This window comes from Paractinoplanes aksuensis, assembly GCF_024137025.1.
In the GTDB taxonomy this organism is placed as follows: domain Bacteria; phylum Actinomycetota; class Actinomycetes; order Mycobacteriales; family Micromonosporaceae; genus Actinoplanes; species Actinoplanes aksuensis.
Map to the genome: position 1 here is coordinate 188641 of NZ_JAMYJR010000003.1, position 19594 is coordinate 208234.

At 71.4% G+C, this 19594-nt stretch carries 19 protein-coding genes; 6 read left to right on the plus strand and 13 right to left on the minus strand.

All coding sequences use genetic code 11. The features are described from left to right. The first annotated feature begins 22 nt into the window (after window positions 1-22). Entirely contained in the window at window positions 23-718 is a 696-nt protein-coding gene (locus tag M1L60_RS05210; RefSeq protein ID WP_253236125.1) for a hypothetical protein, read from the plus strand. A 104-nt stretch (window positions 719-822) separates the two neighbouring features. Here M1L60_RS05210 and M1L60_RS05215 read toward each other — a convergent pair whose 3' ends face one another. Continuing rightward, complete coding sequence (locus tag M1L60_RS05215) at window positions 823-2034, minus strand: cytochrome P450 (protein ID WP_253236126.1); 1212 nt, start codon at window positions 2032-2034, stop codon at window positions 823-825. A 207-nt stretch (window positions 2035-2241) separates the two neighbouring features. Between M1L60_RS05215 and M1L60_RS05220 the strand changes: the two genes are divergently transcribed. Continuing rightward, window positions 2242-2652 carry a helix-turn-helix domain-containing protein gene (locus M1L60_RS05220; protein ID WP_253236127.1) on the plus strand — a complete coding sequence of 137 codons (411 nt, stop codon included), beginning with the start codon at window positions 2242-2244 and terminating at the stop codon, window positions 2650-2652. On the opposite strand, the gene M1L60_RS05225 is transcribed toward M1L60_RS05220, so the two are convergent. Next, complete coding sequence (locus M1L60_RS05225) at window positions 2585-3658, minus strand: MAB_1171c family putative transporter (RefSeq protein WP_253236128.1); 1074 nt, start codon at window positions 3656-3658, stop codon at window positions 2585-2587. The two genes, M1L60_RS05220 and M1L60_RS05225, sit on opposite strands and share 68 nt — an antisense overlap. Continuing rightward, window positions 3655-4122: a hypothetical protein gene (locus tag M1L60_RS05230; protein ID WP_253236129.1), complete on the minus strand. Its 468-nt coding sequence runs from the start codon at window positions 4120-4122 to the stop codon at window positions 3655-3657. The genes M1L60_RS05225 and M1L60_RS05230 overlap by 4 nt, the downstream gene beginning before the upstream one ends. A 189-nt stretch (window positions 4123-4311) precedes the next feature. Here M1L60_RS05230 and ppdK point away from each other — a divergent pair, with 189 nt between their 5' ends. Together ppdK and M1L60_RS05240 are read left to right on the plus strand one after the other, a co-directional pair. Beyond that, entirely contained in the window at window positions 4312-7002 is a 2691-nt protein-coding gene (gene ppdK, locus M1L60_RS05235) for a pyruvate, phosphate dikinase (protein ID WP_253236130.1), read from the plus strand. 131 nt (window positions 7003-7133) lie between these two features. Continuing rightward, window positions 7134-7334, plus strand: a complete 201-nt coding sequence (locus M1L60_RS05240; RefSeq protein WP_253236131.1) for a VOC family protein — start codon at window positions 7134-7136, stop codon at window positions 7332-7334. Window positions 7335-7349: 15 nt separating this feature from the next. On the opposite strand, the gene M1L60_RS47710 is transcribed toward M1L60_RS05240, so the two are convergent. From M1L60_RS47710 to M1L60_RS05260, 4 genes are all read right to left on the minus strand, one after another. Further along, window positions 7350-7736 carry a DUF732 domain-containing protein gene (locus M1L60_RS47710; RefSeq protein WP_253236132.1) on the minus strand — a complete coding sequence of 129 codons (387 nt, stop codon included), beginning with the start codon at window positions 7734-7736 and terminating at the stop codon, window positions 7350-7352. 122 nt (window positions 7737-7858) lie between these two features. Then, the gene (gene recQ, locus M1L60_RS05250; RefSeq protein WP_253236133.1) at window positions 7859-9835 is read right to left on the minus strand and encodes a DNA helicase RecQ; all 1977 of its coding nucleotides are present in this window, start codon (window positions 9833-9835) and stop codon (window positions 7859-7861) included. Between the two features lie 76 nt (window positions 9836-9911). Then, a complete protein-coding gene (locus M1L60_RS05255; protein ID WP_253236134.1) occupies window positions 9912-11816 on the minus strand; it encodes a SpoIIE family protein phosphatase in 1905 nt (634 codons plus the stop codon). 33 nt (window positions 11817-11849) lie between these two features. Then, window positions 11850-12491 (minus strand): GTP cyclohydrolase II, encoded by a 642-nt coding sequence (locus tag M1L60_RS05260; protein ID WP_253236135.1) that lies wholly within the window; start codon window positions 12489-12491, stop codon window positions 11850-11852. Window positions 12492-12648: 157 nt separating this feature from the next. Between M1L60_RS05260 and M1L60_RS05265 the strand changes: the two genes are divergently transcribed. Next, the gene (locus M1L60_RS05265) at window positions 12649-13341 is read left to right on the plus strand and encodes a RibD family protein (RefSeq protein ID WP_253236490.1); all 693 of its coding nucleotides are present in this window, start codon (window positions 12649-12651) and stop codon (window positions 13339-13341) included. Between the two features lie 15 nt (window positions 13342-13356). Here the strand turns inward: M1L60_RS05265 and M1L60_RS05270 are convergent, their stop codons facing one another. The 5 genes from M1L60_RS05270 to M1L60_RS05290 form a co-directional block, all read right to left on the minus strand. After that, the gene (locus M1L60_RS05270; protein ID WP_253236136.1) at window positions 13357-14394 is read right to left on the minus strand and encodes a lysylphosphatidylglycerol synthase transmembrane domain-containing protein; all 1038 of its coding nucleotides are present in this window, start codon (window positions 14392-14394) and stop codon (window positions 13357-13359) included. A gap of 61 nt (window positions 14395-14455) precedes the next feature. After that, the gene (locus tag M1L60_RS05275) at window positions 14456-15223 is read right to left on the minus strand and encodes a class I SAM-dependent methyltransferase (RefSeq protein ID WP_253236137.1); all 768 of its coding nucleotides are present in this window, start codon (window positions 15221-15223) and stop codon (window positions 14456-14458) included. Further along, on the minus strand, window positions 15220-16323 hold the full coding sequence (locus M1L60_RS05280; RefSeq protein WP_253236138.1) for a glycosyltransferase family 4 protein: 1104 nt from the start codon (window positions 16321-16323) through the stop codon (window positions 15220-15222). Before M1L60_RS05280 ends, M1L60_RS05275 begins: the two co-directional genes overlap by 4 nt. Continuing rightward, entirely contained in the window at window positions 16320-16718 is a 399-nt protein-coding gene (locus M1L60_RS05285; protein WP_253236139.1) for a 6-pyruvoyl trahydropterin synthase family protein, read from the minus strand. Before M1L60_RS05285 ends, M1L60_RS05280 begins: the two co-directional genes overlap by 4 nt. A gap of 3 nt (window positions 16719-16721) precedes the next feature. Beyond that, window positions 16722-17696, minus strand: coding sequence for a zinc-dependent alcohol dehydrogenase (locus M1L60_RS05290; RefSeq protein WP_253236140.1), 975 nt, complete (start codon window positions 17694-17696; stop codon window positions 16722-16724). A gap of 102 nt (window positions 17697-17798) precedes the next feature. Between M1L60_RS05290 and M1L60_RS05295 the strand changes: the two genes are divergently transcribed. After that, window positions 17799-18569, plus strand: coding sequence for a CDP-alcohol phosphatidyltransferase family protein (locus tag M1L60_RS05295; protein ID WP_253236141.1), 771 nt, complete (start codon window positions 17799-17801; stop codon window positions 18567-18569). Between the two features lie 136 nt (window positions 18570-18705). On the opposite strand, the gene M1L60_RS05300 is transcribed toward M1L60_RS05295, so the two are convergent. Continuing rightward, window positions 18706-19590 (minus strand): ABC transporter substrate-binding protein, encoded by an 885-nt coding sequence (locus M1L60_RS05300; protein ID WP_253236142.1) that lies wholly within the window; start codon window positions 19588-19590, stop codon window positions 18706-18708. Window positions 19591-19594 lie beyond the last annotated feature (4 nt).

A 19594-nucleotide genomic window follows, 5' to 3' on the forward strand; every position in this document is an offset into this window, starting at 1 on the left:
ACCGGTCTGGCACGATGGCCCGATGTTCGTGACCGGAAGAGTTGCCCGCCTGGCCGCGGTGGCGGTGGCCGCCCTGCTCGGGGCGGCCGGATGCTCGTCGGACGACGAGCCGGCGCCGGAGCCGACCGGGCTGATCGCGGTGACCACCATGCGCGGCGCGCTGCTGCAGGCGGCCGAGATCGGCCCGACCTGGCAACCACCGGCCTCGCCCCCCGACAACGCCAAGCTGGTGAGCATCTGCGGCGGCACGACAGCCGGTCCCACGGTGCCGCCGGGGGGCGAGGTGGTGGCGTCGTCCTTCGTGGACGAGGGACAGAAGGGCGCGCAGACGCTCGACCAGACCGCGCTGGTCTTCGGCGACGCGACGCTGGCGACGGCCGCCCACACGGCGCTGCGGGCGGTGGCCGACGGCTGCGAGGCCAACCTGTCGGTGCCGGCCACCGTCAACGACAACAAGGCCGAACCGGCGTACACCGAATCTGTCGAGATCAAAACGTTGGACGAGGCCGGCTGGAAGGGCTTCGTGGTGATCCGCCACAAGACGTACGACAAGGCCCACCCGGGCTCGGCGGACACCGCCGTCGCGGTGTTGAACAGCCGAAACGTCGTTCTGGTGGACCAGTACGCGCTCTACCGGCTGGGCACCGCGAGCGCCGCCTCGAACTTCGACGCCGACTGGCAGAAGCTGGTTGGCACGGTCGTTCAACGTGTCGGATAGCCGGGCGGGATAGACACGACGGCCTGGTGTCGTCTAATGTTCCGAGTGCGCCGTTGCGAGTTCTTCCCCCGTGGAATTCGCAGCGGCGTCTTACTGTCTCGGCCCTAGTCGGTGTTTACCGGCAGGGTGTCGAAGCCGCGGATCGTCAGGCTGTCGCGCCTCTCCGCCCCCTCCACCCGCCGCAACCCCGGCAGCCGTTCGAGCAGCCGCGGAAAAGCGATCTGCGCCTCGAGCCGGGCCATCGGCGCGCCCAGGCAGTAGTGGATGCCCCCGCCGAACGACAGCGACGCGTTGTCGGTGCGGCCCAGGTCGAGCCGGTCGGGGTCGGTGAAGCGGCGCGGGTCGCGGTTGGCGGCGCCGGTGTAGGCCACGATCCGCTGCCCCGGTTCCAGGGTCACGCCGGCGACAGTGGAGGGCTCGAGCACCGTACGGTCGATGTTCTGCACCGGCGAGTCGAAGCGGAGCAGTTCCTCGACCGCGGCGGCCGGGTCGGCCAGCAGGGCGTCCCGCTGCCCGGGATGGTCGAGCAGCGCCGCCAGCCCGTTCGAGAGCAGGTTGGTGGTCGTCTCGAAACCGGCCGCGAACAGCAGCCCAGCCATGGTCAGCAACTCGTCGCCGGTGAGCCGGTCGCCCGCCTCCTCGTGCTCGACCATGGCGCTCATCAGGTCGCCGCGGGGGTGCCGGCGCCGCTCGGCGGCCAGCCCGGCCAGGTAGTCGCGGACCGCCTGGGCCGCCGGGTCGGCCTTGAGCAGCACCTCGGGGGTGATCTCGTCGAGCACCGCCGACCAGTCCTGCACCAGGTGCTGGAACTGGGCCCGGTCGGCCTCGGGGACGCCCAGGAGCTCGCTGATCACGTTGCAGGGCAGGGGAAACGCGAACACGGAGACGAAGTCGGCGGTGCCCGCGGCGGCCATCGCCTCGATCATCTCGTCGATCATGCGGGTCGTGGCCGGGCGCAGCTCCTGCACCCGGCGCACGGTGAAGCCGGAGCTGACCAGCCGCCGCAGCCGGGTGTGATCGGGCGGATTGATGCCGAGCAGGCTGGTGAAGTACCCGTACAGCGCCGGGTGCTCGGCCCAGTCGGCCAGGCCCAGGTGCGGCAGCAGCTCGACCGGCATCTTGCCGAGCTTGTGATCCCGGGAGACGGACTGGCACTCGGTGAACCGGGTCACGATCAACGTGCCGTCGGCGTCGCGCAGCACGGGGCCCAGCTCACGGAGCCTCGTGTAATGGCCGTAGGGATCCTCGCGCCCCACCATGGTGGTGAGCTCGTCCAACAAGGCGGAAACTTCGCGACCTTCCACAATGCTCGCCACAACTTGGACGATACAAGTTCGCGGCTGCGAGCAGTACAAGGCGACTTTTCGGGCTCTTGAGCAGCGGGATCCCGTGTTCTAGGCTGCTACGGGTCCGTCAACGTCAGTTTATGGCGCCTGCATCGGGGGATGTGCATGGACGAGAGGCTCGCGTCCCTGCTCATGGCGTCGTAAGCTGCGTGTTGACCAACGGGGAGGAGGGGCGTGGTGGGCGCCTTCTCCATCGCCGGCCGCCTGGACAGGCTGTTCAAACAGCTACGGCCCGAGCCGAGTTACATGGCCGTGGCTGAGGCCGTCCGGGCCGAGCAGGCCGTGTCGATCTCGCACACGTACATCTGGCAGTTGCGCACCGGGCGCCGGGACAACCCGACGATCCAGCATCTGACCGCGCTGGCCACCTACTTCGGCGTGCCGGTGTCGTACTTCATCGACGACGACCAGACGACCCGCATCGACTCGCAGCTCGACCTGCTGCGGACCATCCGCGACGCCGGGGTCACCGAGCTCGCGCTCCGGGCGGCCGACGTGTCGCCGCGCGGCCGCGACACGATCAGCGAGCTGATCCAGAGGGTGTGGGAGTCCGAGAAGGGCCTGCGAGACCGCGGCTCACCCGGCTGAGCCAGGCCACCTCGTCGGCCATGGCCGGGCCCACCGGCGCCCACGAACCGGGCTCGGCCAGCGGGTTCGTGGCCGCCCGGCGTTGCAGGGCCTCGACGATGGCGGCCGCCTCCTCGGCCGGCGACGGGCCGTGCGGGGCCGCGTACGGGCGCAGGGCCAGCATGCCGTCGCGGATCTCGATGACCCGGCGGTAGAGGCGCAGGTGCACGTCGTCGACGCCGGCCAGCTCGATCACGGCCCGCCGTGGCGTGAAAAGGATCACTTCGGGGAAGGCGTCGCGCATCGCCTTCCAGAGCGGGCGCAGCACGACCAGCGAGCGATAGGCCTCGTACGCGGCCCGGGCCCGCCGTGTGGCCGGCACCAGCAGGCCGGCGATCGTCAGGATGAGCCCGCTGGTCTGCGTGGTCCGGCCGATCGGCTCGACGGTCGAGAAGTCGATGTGGGTGCCGAGGTTGTGGACGAGGATGAGGCTGCCCTTGATCGCGGCGTAGGCGGCCACCAGCGCGGTGCCGGTCGAGGTCACGCGTAGTCCGGCCCGCGGCAGCCCGGCGGGTGCTTCGCCGCTGATCCGCCAGAACAGCATCGACGTGGTCACCAGCACCGTGCCCAGGTAGGCCTCGAGCACCACCCAGTAGCCGACGACGGCCCAGCCCTGCTCGGTGGCCAGCAGGTCGGCCTCGGTGTCGATGCCGTGGGCGAGCACGTCGAGCCCGCACAGCGCCACCAGCACGATCACCAGCAGGGCCAGCTGCCGGGCCCGGACGCCGGTGTGGGTGACCAGCGCGATGAAGCGCAGCAGGAAATAGGCCGACGTCACGCCGAGCAGGTGGGGCAGGATCGGCACCGCCAGCTCGGCCGCGATCGGTCCGAACGACACGGTCTTGGCCAGCGCGATCGCGCACACCGCGGCCCACAGCGCGCGCTGCCGGGAGTCGCGCCAGAGCGTCGGGATCCGGATGACGGTCGCGCCCCACAGCAGTGCCAGGAGCGCGACGTCGAGGATCATTCGAAGCCCAGCGCGTCGGCCACCCGGCCGAGCGTCGTGCGCGGCCCGCGGGCGGAGCGGCCGCGGATCAGCGAGGCCATCATCTCGGCCTCGCGCTCCTGCGCGTCGGTGTAGGCGACCCGGCCCAGCATGCGCCGCACGGCGCCCGGCTCGAGATCGGGGAACAGCCGGGCCAGCGCGGCGTCGGCCCCCGAGTGTCCGCAGAGGATGTGCGACAGCTCGTGCAGCACGATGTGCTCGGCGTGCAGCGGCGACGTGCCGGGGTCGAAGAAGACATGGTCGGCCCGCTCGGTGCCGATCCACAACCCGCACGGGGCCTCGGCGCTGAGCCCGGGGACGGGCCGGCGGATCAGCGGGCGGCCGCGGCGGGCCGCCACCTCGTCGCAGAACTGGTCGAGGTCGAAGGGGTCGGGCACGCGCAGGCCACGCAGCTTCTTCTCGCACCGGCGCCGGAGTCCCTCCACCGCGGCCACGCTACTCGACCGCCCCGCTGCGCGGAACTGCGCGGAGAAAGCGCTTACCGAACAGCGGGTGTCTAACGCCTGTGGAATACCCCACCGGACTGTTAACTATTCGGTGATCGTCTGCTTAGCCTTACGAACCTTGGGGCAGAAACCAGTTCGGCCGAGGATTCAAAACCGGAGGTGGCTGCGATGGCAAAGTACGTCTACGACTTCGCCGAGGGCAACAAGGATCTGAAAGACCTTCTCGGGGGCAAGGGCGCCAATCTCGCGGAGATGACCAATCTCGGCCTGCCGGTTCCGGCCGGCTTCACCATCACCACCGACGCGTGCCAGCGATTCCTGGCCGAGGGATCACATGTCGACGGGCTCGACGACGAGATCGACCGGCATCTTCGCGACCTCGAGTCCGCGATGGGCCGGCAGCTCGGCGACGCGGCCGATCCGCTGCTGGTCAGCGTGCGCTCGGGGGCCAAGTTCTCGATGCCCGGCATGATGGAGACCGTCCTCAACGTGGGACTCAACGACGAGTCGGTGGCCGGTCTCTCCCGCCAGGCCGGGGGCAATGACCGATTCGCCTGGGATTCGTATCGCCGGCTGATCCAGATGTTCGGCAAGACCGTGTGCGACGTGCCGGGTGAGGAGTTCGAGGACGCGCTGCACAAGGCGAAGGAGGCCAAGGGCGTCCGGGACGACGTGCAATTGGACGCCGACGATCTCAAATCGCTCGTGGCGGCGTACAAAAAGGTCTTCGTGAAGCACGTCGGCCACGATTTCCCGCAGGACCCGCGGCAGCAGCTCGACCTCGCGATCGAGGCCGTCTTCCGATCGTGGAACGCCGACCGGGCCGTGCTCTACCGCCGCCAGGAACGCATCCCGGCCGACCTCGGCACCGCCGTCAACGTCGTGGCCATGGTCTTCGGCAACCTCGGGCCCGATTCCGGTACGGGCGTCGCGTTCACCCGCGACCCGGCTACCGGTGAGAGCGGCATCTACGGCGACTACCTGCAGAACGCGCAGGGCGAGGACGTGGTGGCCGGCATCCGCAACACGCTGCCCCTGGCCGACCTCGAGAAGATCGACAAGAAGTCGTACGACGAGCTGCTGCGGATCATGGCCACGCTCGAGGGGCACTACCACGACCTGTGCGACATCGAGTTCACCATCGAGCGCGGCAAGCTGTGGATGCTGCAGACCCGGGTCGGCAAGCGCACCGCGGCCGCCGCCTTCACGATCGCCGCGCAGCTGGTCGAGGAGGGCATGATCGACCTCGACGAGGCGGTCACCCGGGTCAGCGGGGGCCAGCTCGCGCAGCTGATGTTCCCGCGGTTCGACCTGGCCGGCGACCCGGCCGCGCTGACCCGGGGTGTGGGCGCCTCGCCCGGCGCGGCGTACGGGAAGGTCGTCTTCACCTCGGCCCAGGCGGTCGCGGCGGCGGCCGCGGGCGAGCAGGTGATCCTGGTCCGCCGCGAGACGAACCCGGACGACCTGCCCGGCATGATCGCGGCCCAGGGCATCCTGACCTCGCGCGGCGGCAAGACGTCGCACGCGGCCGTGGTGGCCCGCGGCATGGGCAAGACCTGTGTCTGCGGCGCCGACCAGGTCGAGGTGGGCCGCGACCAGTTCACGGTCCACGGCGAGGTCGTGCACGAGGGCGACGTGATCTCGATCGACGGCACGACCGGCCGGGTCTACCGGGGCGAGGTTCCGGTACGCCCGTCCGAGGTGGTGCAGTACTTCGAGGGCGACCTCGACCCCGGGCTGGCCAACGAGCCGCTGGTGGCGGCGGTGCACCAGATCATGACGCACGCCGACGAGCGGGCCCGGCTGCGGGTGCGCACCAACGCCGACACCGGACCCGACGCGGCCCGGGCCCGGCGCTTCGGGGCGCACGGGATCGGGCTCTGCCGGACCGAGCACATGTTCCTGGGCGACCGCCGGGAGCTGGTGGAACGGCTGATCCTGGCCCACAACAAGGCCGAGCGCGACGACGCGCTGGCCGCGCTGCGACCGCTGCAACGCGACGACTTCCTCGAGATCTTCCGCGAGATGAACGGGCTGCCGGTCACCGTGCGGCTGATCGACCCGCCGCTGCACGAGTTCCTGCCCTCTTTGGAGGAACTGGCGGTGCAGGTCGCGGTGGCCAAGGAGCGCGGCTCGTCGGGCGAGCAGGCCGAACGGGACGAGCGGATGCTGGCCGCGGTGCGGCGCATGCACGAGTCGAACCCGATGCTCGGCCTGCGCGGCGTGCGGCTCGGCCTGGTCATCCCGGGTCTGTTCGCGATGCAGGTGCGGGCGATCGCCGAGGCCGCGGTGGCGCTGGCCGCCGAGGGCGGCCGGCCCCGGCCCGAGATCATGGTGCCGCTGGTCGGCGCCGTGCAAGAGCTCGAGACCGTACGCACCGAGGCCGAGAAGATCATCGCCGAGGTGGTCGGTGACTCGGGCGTCGAGGTGCTCATCGGCACGATGATCGAGGTGCCGCGGGCGGCGCTGACCGCGGGCCAGATCGCCGAGGCGGCCGAGTTCTTCTCGTTCGGCACCAACGACCTGACCCAGATGGCGTGGGGCTTCAGCCGCGACGACGTCGAGGGCGCGTTCTTCTGGCGCTACCTGGAACTGGGCATCTTCGGCATCTCGCCGTTCGAGTCGCTCGACCGCGACGGCGTGGGGCGGCTGGTGCGCATCGCCACCGAGGAGGGCCGGGCGACCCGGCCCGGGCTCAAGCTCGGCGTCTGCGGCGAGCACGGCGGCGACCCGGAGTCGGTGCACTTCTTCCACGAGGTCGGGCTCGACTACGTGTCGTGCTCCCCGTTCCGGGTGCCGATCGCCCGCCTCGAGGCCGGCCGTGCGGCGGTGGAGTCAACCGGCTCGGATCACCGCTGATTCGTCGGTTTCGCCCCGGGATCGGCACCCACTGTTCGGGTGCGGATCCCGGGGAGGACTCAAATTCGCCGCAGGTCAGGTCTAGCGTCGGGGTCGTTCCGCAGTCGTTCCAGCAGCCAAGGGAGTCTGTGATGGCGTCTCAGCTCAACCCCTACCTGACCTTCGACGGCACCGCCCGCGAGGCCATGGAGTTCTACCGCTCGGTCCTCGGCGGCGACCTCAAGGTCAACACGTTCGGCGAGTTCGGCAAGCAGATGTGGGGCGACGTCTACGGCCAGCTCGTCGACAAGTTCGGCGTGCCCTGGATGGTCAACGTGGTCGCCCCGCACTGAGGACGCGCGTCCGGCTCAGCTGCCCTTCGAGGCCGACGGGCCGCAGAGGTGGGTCTTGGCGATGGCCACGACCTTCTGCGCCGTCTTGGCGTCCACCTGGAACAGGTCGATCGCGTCGATGACGGTCTCGCTCGTGGTCATGCCGTTGGTGAAGTCGACGCAGAGGTTGTAGCCGTTGTCGATCGCGGCCTGCTTGTCCGCGGTGAGCTTGGTGTCGAGCGAGGCCAGCGCGCCCAGGTACTTCTCGTCGTCGCCCTTGGGCAGGCTGTTCTCGGCCGCCTGCTTCTCGGCCTCGACGAAGGCCGCCTTCGACGACTTGTCGTCGTCCGAGCAGGCGCTGAGTGTTCCCAGGCCGGTCAGCGCGACCAGAACAGTGCCCACCACGGCCAGACGTGCCCCCACGGTGCGTCCCCCTCGTTCCCGTGTCGAAGCGATCTTCACGCTCCGTACCGCAGGCACGGTACGGGGCCCGCGCCAGCCCCGGCCACCGTCACCCGGCCGACTTTCCCGGCCAATCGGCCAGGTCACTCATAGTCGGGCGGCGGGGGCTCGTGGTCGTAGTCGACGTCGGGCGGCTCCTCGTCGAAGATGTGGTCGCTGTCGCCGAAGCGGGAGCTGACGCCCGGGCTCGGCGCCGGGACCGACGGCCCGGACGAAGGCCCGTCGTGCAGGGTGTCGAGCACCTGCTGGCCGAATTTGGTCAGTTTGCCCTGGCCGACGCCGCTGACCGTGCCCAGCTCGCCCAGCGTCTTCGGGTTGAGCGCCGCGATCGCCCGCAACGTGGCGTCGTGGAAGATCACGTAGGCGGGCATGCCCTGTTCCTTGGCCACCGAGGCCCGCCACGTCCGCAGGCGCTCGAAGGTCGAGGCGTCGGCGGGGGAGAGGTCGGCCGCCGGGGCCGCGGCCGCCCGCTGCCGGGGCGCCTTGACCTTGGCCGGGGCCTCGCGCCGCATCATCACCTTCGTCCGGCCGCGCAGCACGTCGGCGCTGGCGTCGGTGAGCACGAGCGTGCTGTATTCGCCCTCGACGGCCAGCAGGCCCTCGGCCAGCAGCTTGCGCACGACCCCGCGCCACTCGGCGTCGCGCAGCTCTTTGCCGATGCCGAAGACCGACAGCTCGTGGTGGCGGAACCGCTGGATCTTGTCGGTCTCCTTGCCGAGCAGGATGTCGATGGACTGGCCGGCGCCGAACTTCTGCCCGCGCTCGCGCTGCAACCGCAGCACTGTCGACAACAGCTTCTGGGCCGGGACGGTGCCGTCCCACGATTCCGGTGGCACCAGGCACGTGTCGCAGTTGCCGCAGTTCTCGCCGGCCGGGACCTGGCCGAAGTAGTTCAGCAGCTGCGACCGGCGGCAGGTCACCGTCTCGCACAGGGCCAGCATGGCGTCGAGGTGCCGGCCGGCGTTGCGGCGGTGGGCCAGATCGCCGTCGGAGCTGTCGATCATCTTGCGCTGCTGCACCACGTCTTGCAGGCCGTAGGCGAGCCAGGCCGTCGACGGCTGCCCGTCGCGGCCGGCGCGGCCCGTCTCCTGGTAGTAGCCCTCGACCGATTTCGGCAGGTCGAGGTGGGCCACGAAGCGGACGTCCGGTTTGTCGATGCCCATGCCGAAGGCGATCGTGGCCACCATGACCAGACCGTCCTCCCGCAGGAAGCGGGACTGGTTGGCCGCGCGCACCCGGTTGTCGAGCCCGGCGTGGTAGGGCAGCGCGTTGACCCCGTTCTGCTGCAGGAACTCGGCCGTGCGCTCGACCGACGCCCGGGACAGGCAGTAGACGATGCCGGAGTCGCCCGGGTGCTCGGTGCGCAGCAGCTCGAGCAGCTGCTTGCGTGGTTCGTTCTTGGGCACGATGCGGTATTGGATGTTGGGCCGGTCGAAGCTGGCCGTGAAGTGCCGCGCGTCGGTGAGCTGGAGCCGGGTGGCGATCTCGTCGCGGGTGGCACTCGTGGCCGTCGCCGTGAGCGCGATGCGCGGCACGTCGGGCCAGCGCTCGTGCAGCATCGACAGGCCCAGGTAGTCGGGCCGGAAGTCGTGGCCCCACTGCGACACGCAGTGCGCCTCGTCGATGGCGAACAGCGAGATCTTGCCCCGGTCGAGCAGCCGCTGGGTGGCGGCGACGCCGAGCCCCTCGGGCGCGACGTAGAGCAGGTCGAGGTCGCCGTTGACGAACTCGGCCTCGACCAGGCGGCGCTCGTCGTAGTCCTGCGCGGAGTTGAGGAAGTTGGCCCGGACGCCGAGCGTGCGCAGCGCGTCGACCTGGTCCTGCATCAGGGCGATCAGCGGCGAGACGACCACGCCGGTGCCCGGGCGGACCAGGGCCGGGATCTGGTAGCACAGCGACTTGCCCCCGCCGGTCGGCATGAGCACGAGCGCGTCGCCGCCACCGGCCACGTGCTCGATGATCTCGTGCTGCTGCCCGCGGAAGGACGGATAGCCGAAGACCCGGTTGAGGACGTCGACGGCGGCCGAGTCGCGGGCGGGAACCTGGGAAGCCGAAGTCACCCCGCGACAGTACAGAGAAACGCGTCGCCCGTGCGAAGCCCTGTGGACAGCGGCGAATTGTGGATAACCCGCGTCATCAGCGCGCCGGCAGCAGCGCCACCAACGCGAGAATCACCTGTGCGGGGGTGCCCGGCGTGGCGTCGAGCACGAGCGGAGCGTCCTGGGCCGCGTGCTGACCGGCCACGTGGTGCAGGGCCGACACCCCGGCGCTGGACAGATGCGTGACCGCCGACAGATCCACCGTCATCGGCACCGTGCCGCCCCGGCTGCGCCGCAGCAGTTCCTGCCGGGCCAGCGTGGCCGTGGTCAGGTCGAGCGGCCCCTCGACCCGCACCCGGGTCTCGTCGCCGCCGGCCTGCTCGACGATCCGGAAGGTGACCTCGTCCGCCGTCGGCTCGGCGGCCGCGCGGGCCGTCGACAGATCGAGCAGCCGGGCCGGCCGGCTCAGCGGCTGGGACACGCGGGCCACCGTGCCGGTCGCGGCGTGGTCCACCTTGAGCAGGGCCACGAGCTGTGCCGCCAGGGCCAGGCCGCGCCCGCGGTTGACCTGTCGCTGCGGCTCCTGCCACCGTCCGCTGTCGGCCACCGAGGCCAGCACGACCCCGGCCGGGGTCAGCGTCGCGGTGACCGCCACGGTCGCCCCCACGGTCGTCCCGGCGTGCTCGACGGCGTTGGCCAGCAGCTCGCCCACCGCGTGCTGCAGGGCGAAGACGTCCTCCCCGGTCGCGCCGATCCGGCCGAGCCACTCGCCCAGCCGGCGCCGGGCCGCCCGCAGCTCGTGCGGGTCGGCCGGCAGCTCGAGGGCGAGATCGGGCACGACCGGGACGCGTTGCACGGCGAGCAGGGTGATGTCGTCGGTGTGCCCGGTCGCCCGCACCAGCAGCTCGACCGTGTGCGTGCAGACCCGCTCGGCCGGGGTCGCCGCCGGGTCGTGCAGCGCCCGCCCGGCCGCGCTGTCGGCGGCCACGTGGGCCAGCTCCTCGGCGCTGGTCCGGTGGTCGCGCCCGGGCCGTTCGAGGATCCCGTCGCTGTAGAGCAGCAGCAGGTCGCCGACGTCGAGGCGGTCGCGGCCGACCGGGAACGTGCCGCCCGTGCCCAGCGGCGCCCCACCGGTCAGCGGCAGATAGCGGGTGGCGCCGGCCGGCCCGACCACCAGCGGCGCCGGGTGCCCGGCCGTGCAGTACGTGAGCTCGCCGCTCACCGGGTCGAGCGCGACCAGCGCCACCGTGGTCGCGTGGGCGGCCGGCACCCGGGCCGCGAACCGGTCGGCCGCGGTCAGCGCCTCGTCGATCCCGGCGCCCTCCTCCAGCCTGTCCTGCAGCACGGCGCGCAGCTGGCCCATCACCCCCGAGGCGGTGACCCCGTGACCGACCACGTCGCCCACGATCAGGGCGATCCGGCCGTCGCGCTGGGCCACCGCGTCGAACCAGTCGCCGCCGGCCGCCGAGTCGGCCTCGGCCAGCAGATAGCTGGCCGCCACCTGAGCCCCCGGCAGCACGGGGAGCCCGGCCGGCAACAACTCGCGCTGCAGGGCGGTGATCACCTCGCGGCTCTGCTCGTAGCGCCGCTGCAGGGTGGCCGTCCGCTCGGCCTCGGCCTGACGCTGCCGCACGGCCTCGGTGACGTCGAAGCCGATGCCGATCACGCCGCGGCGTTCGCCGTCGACGACCCAGGGCGTGATGGTGAAGTTCGCGAACATCTCGTGCACCGACCCGTCGGGGGCCGAGATGTGGGCCCGCCACTCGCGGCCGTTGACCGGCTCCCCGGTGCGGTAGACCTCGTAGTAGGCGTCGACGAACTGCTGGCCGGCCAGGTCTTTGATCACCTCGCGGATGGGCCGGCCGCGGAACTCGCGACCGGCCAGCACCGAGCGGGTGGCCGCGCTGAGCGTGAGCACCCGCAGCTCCGGGCCCTCGCACACGGCGAGGATGAAGGGCACCTGGTCGACCGCGGCCAGCACCAGCGAGGGGTCGTCCACCATCCGTTCATCCTGCCTGACCCCGGGCCATGAACGTCACTCGGCCAGCGGTAGCTCGATCGTGTGAGCTGTGTGGGAGGCCTTCGTGGCCAGGTAACGGACGTTCGCCGCGGACATGTGGACCCCGGTCGGCACCCGCTGGGCGACCTCGATGCCGGACTTCTCGAGCTGGATGGCCTTGTCCGGGTTGTTGCTCAGCAGCCGGATCCGGTCGGCCCCCAGCGCCAGCAGCATCTGGGCCGCCGCGGTGTAGTCGCGTTCGTCCTCGCCCCGGCCCAGCGCCACGTTCGCCTCGTACGTGTCCAGACCGGCATCCTGCAGGGCGTACGCGTCGAGCTTGGCGTAGAGCCCGATGCCGCGCCCCTCCTGCCGCAGGTAGAGCAGGAAGCCGCCCTGCTCGGCGATCCGCTCGACGGCCTCGCGCAGCTGGGGGCCGCAGTCGCACCGCTGGCTGCCGAACACGTCGCCGGTCAGGCACTCGCTGTGCGGGCGCACCAGGGGCGCCCGGCCCCCGGCGGCCGACTTCTTCAACGCGCGTTGCCAGTCACCCAGGCCCAGGGCCAGATGCTCCTTGCCGTCGACCAGGCCGTCGAAGGTCATCACCCGGGCGGTCGTGGCGTAGCCGTCGCCGAAACGCAGTGGCACGGACACCTGCTGCCGCAGCGTGGCTTCTAACATCGGTCCTCCTCGTTGGTTCCCCGTTGATCCGCTATACCCGCCGGCGGAGTCACCGCACCGCAACAGAACGCGAATGTGCCAGTAATCGTGTCGCGGATTATCTTGGACGCAACTGTCGGCCCGGGTGACGATCGTCGCTCTACTGGAGGCGTCATCAGTGGTCCTGCGTCCTTACACCCTGCTGAGCTGCGGCATGTCGATCGACGGATACCTCGACGACGCGGCCCAGGAACGGCTGTTGCTGTCCAACGAAGCCGATTTCGACCGCGTCGATGCCGTTCGTAGCAGTTGTGACGCGATCCTCGTCGGGGCCGCGACCATCCGGCAGGACGACCCGCGCCTGCTGGTGCGCTCGGCCGAGCGCCGCGCGGCCCGGGTGGCGCGCGGCGAGGCGGCGAACCCCGTGAAGGTCACCGTGACCGGCCGGTGCGACATCGATCCCGCTGCACGGTTCTTCACCGTAGGGGACGTGGACAAGCTGGTGTACTGCGCTTCCTCGACCTGCGACTCGGCCCGGCAGCGGCTCGGCGCGGTGGCCACCGTGATCGACGGCGGCGACCCGCTCGATCTGCACCGGGTGACGGCCGACCTGGCCGGGCGCGGCGTGCGCCGGCTGATGGTCGAGGGCGGCGGCACCATGCACACCCAGTTCCTGACGGCCGGGCTGGCCGACGAGCTGCAGCTGGTGGTGGCCCCGTTCTTCGTGGGCGACTCGCGGGCGCCGCGCTTCGTCAGTGACGGCGAGTTCCCGTGGGGACCGGGGCGCCGCGCCACGCTGGCCGAGGTGCGCCAGATCGGCGACGTCGTCCTGCTGCGCTATGCGCTTTCCGACCGGTTCGAGGCGAATTGAGCTCGTGAGCATGCGTTAGGCGCGGACGAGCTCGCGGGCGACCGGGGCCGGTTCGACCACCGGAGCCGGGACGGCGTACGGCACCGCCGGGGAGATCGGCGCGGCCAGGCGGACCGCGGTAGCGGTGCGCAGGCGGGCCAGACCGCGAACGATCAGCACCGCGGCACCCGGCAGGGCGGCGACGAACGCGAACACCCCGTACACCACGGCCGTGGTCAGACCCTGGGTCGCGCTCAGACCGGCCGCGCCGAAGGCCCACGCCGTGACGGCCTCGCGCGGGCCCCAGCCACCGACGTTGAGCGGCAACGACATCGCCAGCAGGGCCAGCAGCATCAGCGGGACCAGGCGGACCAGCGACTCGGCGGAACCGGCGGCGCGGGCCGCGACCACGAACGTGGCCAGGTGGCCGACGACCACGACGACCGAGGCCAGCGTCACGCCCGGCCAGTTGCGGCGGGCCAGCAGGCCGGTGCGGATCTCGGCCAGGCCCGTGCGCACCGCGGACGCCACCCGCGACCCGCCCTGGCGCAGCTTGCGGAAGGCCATCAGCAGGATCACGGCGGCCAGGGCCACGGCCAGCAGCACGGTGGCGACGACGAAGCCGTGCTGCTGCAGGACGGTCAGGACGGGGGAGGGGACGGTCAGCAGCACGGTCACGGCGATGACCAGGAACACCAGCTGGCCGGCGGTGCGTTCGAGCACCACGGCTCGTACGCTCTTGGCCACGTCACCCTCGTCGCGGCCGTGCTGCACGGCCCGGTCGACGTCGCCGAGCACCCCGCCCGGCAGCGCGGCGTTGAGGAACAGCGCCTTGTAGTAGTCGGCGATCGCGGCCGGGAACGAGAGCCGCAGGCCGAGGCCGCGCGCCACCAGGCACCAGCGCCAGGCGCTGAACACGGTGGTGGCGACCCCGATCGCGAAGGCCAGACCCAGGGCGGGCAGCGAGATCACCCGCAGGCCGTCGACGAAGGCGCCGGTGCCGAGCCGCCACAGCAGGAAGGCCAGGATCCCCACCCCGCCCAGGATCCGTGCCCAAGCCCAGATTCGCCCCACGTCGCGTTCCCTTCGAATAGCCCGCTCTTTCCCCTAGTACGCCGGGGCGGGCACAAAGGGTTCAGCCGAAGGTCGCCAAAAGATCGACATGTCCGACCGAGGCCCGGGGGAGGTCGCTCAGACGGGTGGTCAGGTAGTCGTCCCGCACGACCGCCGGATCCTGCTCCTGAGCTGCGGAGACCCAGCCTCGCAGCCACTCCGCGGTCAGCTCCGGGAGCTCCGGTCCGAGGCGCCAGACACTCGGCCGGGTGACGACCGTCGCGCCGGCCTTCTCGAAGGCCTGAGCGGCGTACGCCGGCGCGTCCGGACCCAGCAGCCGGCGCCCGCCGTCCACGCGGCGCTGGTGCGCGTCGAACGCGGCGGCCACGGCGTCGTCCTCGGGGCGGGCCGGGTCGAGGCTGACCTCACCCGCCACCGACAGCGTGAACAGGGCGGTGACCCGGGCCGCGGCCAGCACGGCCACCAGCGAGTCGATCTCGGCCTCGGTCAGCAGGTCGAGCAGCGCCGAACAGGTCACCAGGTCGGTGCCGTCGAGGTCGGCCGCCGTCAGCGCGGTCACGTCGCTCAGCGCGCCCTCGACGGTGACGTCCGGCAGCCGCACGTGCGAGGTGGCGTAGTGCAGCAGCTTCGGGTCCCGGTCGGCCAGGATCCAGTGCTGCGGCCCGCCCAGCTTCGGGGCCAGCCAGCGCGCCATCGAGCCGGTGCCGCAGCCCAGGTCGCGGATCACATTGACCGGCCGCGGCAGCCGGTCGACCAGGTCGGCCGCGCGGGCCTCGGCGTCGGCGGGCTCACGCAGGCTGAGCCAGGTCGGGCTGAACTCTCCGGTCATGCGGGATCTCCTGTGCAGATGGTGGACAACAGGCGGGCGGTTCCGGCCCAGGTCGGGAGGGTTTCCCGCCGGGCCCGGGCGGCGGCGCGCAGGCGTTGGCGTAGCGCGTCATCGGTGAGCCAGGATCGCAGGGCGGCGGCCAAGGCGGCTCGATCGTCGGGTGGGATCAGGATGCCCGGCCGGATTCCGGGCTCGGCTGCGCTGTCGGGCGGTTCGGCGCCGAACGCTGTGGTGCCGGCCACCGTGCCGAGGGCTTCGGGCACGCCACCGACCGCCGTAGCGATCACCGGTAGGCCGCGGGCGAGGGCCTCGGTCACCACCATCCCGTACGTCTCGGCCCGGGAAGGCAAGATCAAGACATCCGAGCTTTTGTACGCGCCATCGAGCTCAGCCGGAGGCAGTGCCCCCGCGAAGCGCAAGCGGCGGTCGTGGTGCGGGACGGGCCGGATCAGCGCGCCGGCGAACGTGCACTCCCAGTCGAGCTCGGCGAGGTCGTCCTCCAACGCCGCGACCAGCAGGTCCTGCCCTTTGCGGGGGCTGACCGCGGCCACGCACAACAGCCGTCGACCGTCCGGACGCGGTTCGGCCAGGTCGGCCGGGTCGACGCCGGGCGGGGCGACCTCGACCCGGGGCAGGTCGTGCAGGATGGCGACCCGCTCGGCCGCGGCCTCGCTGGTGGCGATCACGGTGGTGGCCAGATGCAGGGCCCGGCGTTCCTTGGCCCGCAGGTCGTCGGCGAGCGCGGGGGAGAGACCCGTCTCGTCGCTGAGCGGCAGGTGGACGAGCACGATCAGCCGCAGGCGCAGGGCGTGCGGGGCCAGGATCTCCGGCACCCCACACCCGACGAGCCCGTCAATCAGCACATCGGACTTGTCGGGAATGTCGGCCAGGGCGGCCGTCAGGGCGCGGCGGGCGGCCGGCTCGGGGCTGGGCCACGAACCGGGTACGGCGATCTCGTGCACGTCCGGCAGCAGCGACAGCACCGCCCGGTCGTACCGATTGCCGCCGCTCGGCGCGGTCGGGTCGTCGACGCCGCCCGGCAGCACCGCCCACAGTGTCCGTGTTCCGCCGCCGGCGGCGGGGGTGGAGCTCGAGGTCACAGATCGCGCTCGTACGAGGCCCAGGCGATGTGTGACTCGTGCAGGGTGATCGTGAGGCCGGTCAGGCCCGCGGCGCCGGGGCCCAGGTCGCCCGCCCCGATTTTGTCCGCCAGGCGGTCGGCGATCACCTTGGCCAGGAACTCGGTCGACGTGTTGATGCCCAGGAAGTCGGGCTCGTCGTCCAGGTTGCGGTAGCTCAGGCCGCCGCAGATCGCGTGCAGCTCCTGCGAGGCCAGGCCGATGTCGACCACGATGTTGTCGTCGTCGAGCTCGGGCCGGCGGAACGTCGCGTCCACCACGAAGGTCGCGCCGTGCAGCTTCTGCGCCGGTCCGAACACCTCACCGGAGAAGCTGTGCGCGATCATGATGTGGTCGCGGACGGTGATGCTGAACAAGAGCTACTCCTCGGGATAGTCGATCACGTGGCAGAGGGCGGGAAGGCTACCGTCCGCGAGGCGGGGCAGCACCTCGGGCAGCTCGGCGAACGGGGAGTGCCCGGTGACGAGCGCCTCGAACCGGTCGTCCCGCAGCAGGTCGAGCGAGAGAGTCAGGCGGTCGGCGTACGAGCGGCGGCGGCCCGGGACGATTCCGCCGACCTGACTGCCGCGGATGGTCAGGCGGCGGGAGTGGAAGAACTCGCCCAGCGGCACGCTGACCGGTTTGTCGCCGTACCAGCTGAGCTCGACCACCGTGCCCTCGGGAGCGACCAACTCGAGCGAGCGGGTCAGGCCGGCTTCGGTCGCGCTCGCGTGGATCACCAGATCACAGTCACCCAGCGCCGTCTCGGGCGATGCGAATCCGGCGCAGAGTCGCGCTGCCATTTCTGCGCGCCCCGCATCTGTGTCGACGATCTGGACCCGTACGCCCGGAAAGCGCGCGAGAATCGCCGCCGCGCACCCACCCACCATGCCCCCGCCCACGACGGCGATCCGGTCGCCGATGAGCGGGCGGGCGTCCCAGAGGGCATTGACCGCGGTCTCCACCGTGCCGGCCAGAACGGCCCGGTGCGCGGGCACGTCGTCCGGAACCACCGTGACGGATGAAATGGGAGCGATAAACCGAGTTTGGTGGGTATAGAGGCTGAAGACGGTGCGTCCGAGCAGCTCGGGCGGGCCCTGCTCGACCAGGCCGACGTTGAGGTAGCCGTATTTCACCGGGGCCGGGAAATCACCCTCCTGGAAGGGGGCCCGCATCGCCGACCACTGACTCTCCGGCACCCGCCCGGAGAACACGAGAGTCTCGGTTCCCCTGCTCACGCCCGTGTGCAAGGTGCGGACGAGCACCTCGTCGGGGCCCGGCTCACCCAGCGTCACCGGCCGGATCTCACCCCGGCCCGGCTCGGCGATCCAGAACGCGTACGCGTCACTCGACATGACTGTTCCCTCCGCCCGCTGAACCGAACGCCGTCGCAGCGCGTGTTAAGCGCTGACGACGGCAACCATACGCGGCGGCCGATCTTGCACATGGAGGCCACGGTGACTTCAGTAACCGCACCCACCAGCGACTCGTCTCGGGCGCCGGTGGTCGGCCTGGCCGCCCAATTAGCGCTGCTGGCGCTGCTCGGCAGCACGCTCGGACTCACCGCGACCGGCCTGATCGCCGGCGCCGCCTACGGCCTCGTCCTCTGCGGTCTGCTCGGCGCCGGGCTCGACCGGGCCCGCATGCACCACATCGGCGCCGCCAACGCGGTGACCCTCTCCCGCGCGATCCTGGTCGGCGGGGTGACCGCGATGGTCGTCACCTCGTTCGTCCACCCGGTGAGCACGCCGGCCCTGGTCGCCATCGCCGGCGTGGCGCTGGCCCTGGACGGCGTGGACGGCCAGGTGGCTCGCCGCACCGGCACCACGACGGCCCTGGGCGCCCGCTTCGACATGGAGATCGACGCCTTCCTGATCCTGGTCCTGAGCGTCTACGCCGGCGACCGCTTCGGCTGGTGGTGGGTGGCGATCGGCGCCTTCCGGTACGCATTCGTGGTCGCGGCCTGGGCCCTGCCGTGGCTGAACGCGGCGCTGCCGCCGCGCTTCTCCCGCAAGGTGGTGGCCGCCCTGCAGGGCATCGTGCTGGCCCTGGTCACGGCCAACCTGCTGCCGACAACGTTGACGACGGTCGTGCTGGCCGTAGCCCTGGCCTCCCTGACCTGGTCGTTCGGCCGCGACACCCTCTGGCTGTACCGCGCCTCCCGCATCCGCGCGGCGGCTCGTGAGCGCTGGGCGGCCCCGCACCGCCACCCCGCGCTCGTGCACTGAGCAGGCCGCACTCCGCGCCCGCCGCGCCTGGTTCCCGCGCGGCGGGCGCACTCTATCCACCGCCCTGTGCTCGCGCTGCTTGTTGCTCGCGCTGCTTGTTGCCCGCGCTGCTTGTTGCTCGCGCTGCTTGTTGCGCTCAGCGCACGCGGGCGACGGCACCGGGCGGGGGTAGCGGGACTGCGCCGGGGTGCAGGATCGCGGCGATCGCTTCGACCCCGTCGACCAGGCGGGGACCGGGCCGGACGATCAGGCCGTCGGCGTCGAGAGCCCACACCTGTGCGTCCGGGAAGTGCGGAACCACACGCCGAGCCTGCTCAACAGCACCGTCGAGGTGGAACCCGCATGGCGTGACCAGCACGATCTCGGGCGCCGGGGTCGCCAGTTCGGCGTACGTGGTCTCGACCGACCGTTTGCCACCGCGGGCCGCGACCGGATCGCCGCCCGCCGCCACCACCAGGTCAGGCACCCAGTGCCCAGCCGTGAACGGGGGATCGACCCACTCGACGACAGCCACCCGCGGCCGTCCCCGACCCGCCACAGCCGCAGCGACAGCCGTCAGTCGCCCCCGCAGACCTGTGATCAACTTCTCGGCCCGATCCTCCACCCCGGCGGCCGCCCCCACCGCCCGGATCGTGCCCAGCACCTCATCCAACGTGTAGGGATCGAGCGACACCACATCAGCCCGACACCCCAGGTGCTCGAGAGCATCCGTCACATGCCCCGACGGCAACGCACAAACCCGGCACAGATCCTGGGTCAGGATCAGCTCGGGATCCAGATCAGCCAGCGCATCGGCATGCAGCGTGTAGAGGTCCCCACCCTCAGCCAGTCGCCCCCGCACATAAGCATCGATCTCTCCCGGCGCCATCCCCCGCGTGTCCTTGCCCCCCACCACCACGGTCTTCTCAACACGCGCGGAGGCCGGCTCGTCGCACTCGAAGGTCACGCCCACCAGATCATCCCCAAGCCCCAGGGCATAAACGATCTCGGTAGCCGACGGCAACAACGAAACAAGGCGCATACCC

Excerpts from the sequence above, each read along its gene's own strand:
- M1L60_RS05210 (WP_253236125.1), top strand. The coding sequence starts at position 23 with ATGTTCGTGACCGGAAGAGTTGCCCGCCTGGCCGCGGTGGCGGTGGCC.
- M1L60_RS05225 (WP_253236128.1), bottom strand. The coding sequence starts at position 3,658 with ATGATCCTCGACGTCGCGCTCCTGGCACTGCTGTGGGGCGCGACCGTC.
- ppdK (WP_253236130.1), top strand. The coding sequence starts at position 4,312 with ATGGCAAAGTACGTCTACGACTTCGCCGAGGGCAACAAGGATCTGAAA.
- M1L60_RS05240 (WP_253236131.1), top strand. The coding sequence starts at position 7,134 with ATGGCGTCTCAGCTCAACCCCTACCTGACCTTCGACGGCACCGCCCGC.
- M1L60_RS05255 (WP_253236134.1), bottom strand. The coding sequence starts at position 11,816 with ATGGTGGACGACCCCTCGCTGGTGCTGGCCGCGGTCGACCAGGTGCCC.
- M1L60_RS05260 (WP_253236135.1), bottom strand. The coding sequence starts at position 12,491 with ATGTTAGAAGCCACGCTGCGGCAGCAGGTGTCCGTGCCACTGCGTTTC.
- M1L60_RS05275 (WP_253236137.1), bottom strand. The coding sequence starts at position 15,223 with ATGACCGGAGAGTTCAGCCCGACCTGGCTCAGCCTGCGTGAGCCCGCC.
- M1L60_RS05290 (WP_253236140.1), bottom strand. The coding sequence starts at position 17,696 with ATGTCGAGTGACGCGTACGCGTTCTGGATCGCCGAGCCGGGCCGGGGT.
- M1L60_RS05300 (WP_253236142.1), bottom strand. The coding sequence starts at position 19,590 with ATGCGCCTTGTTTCGTTGTTGCCGTCGGCTACCGAGATCGTTTATGCC.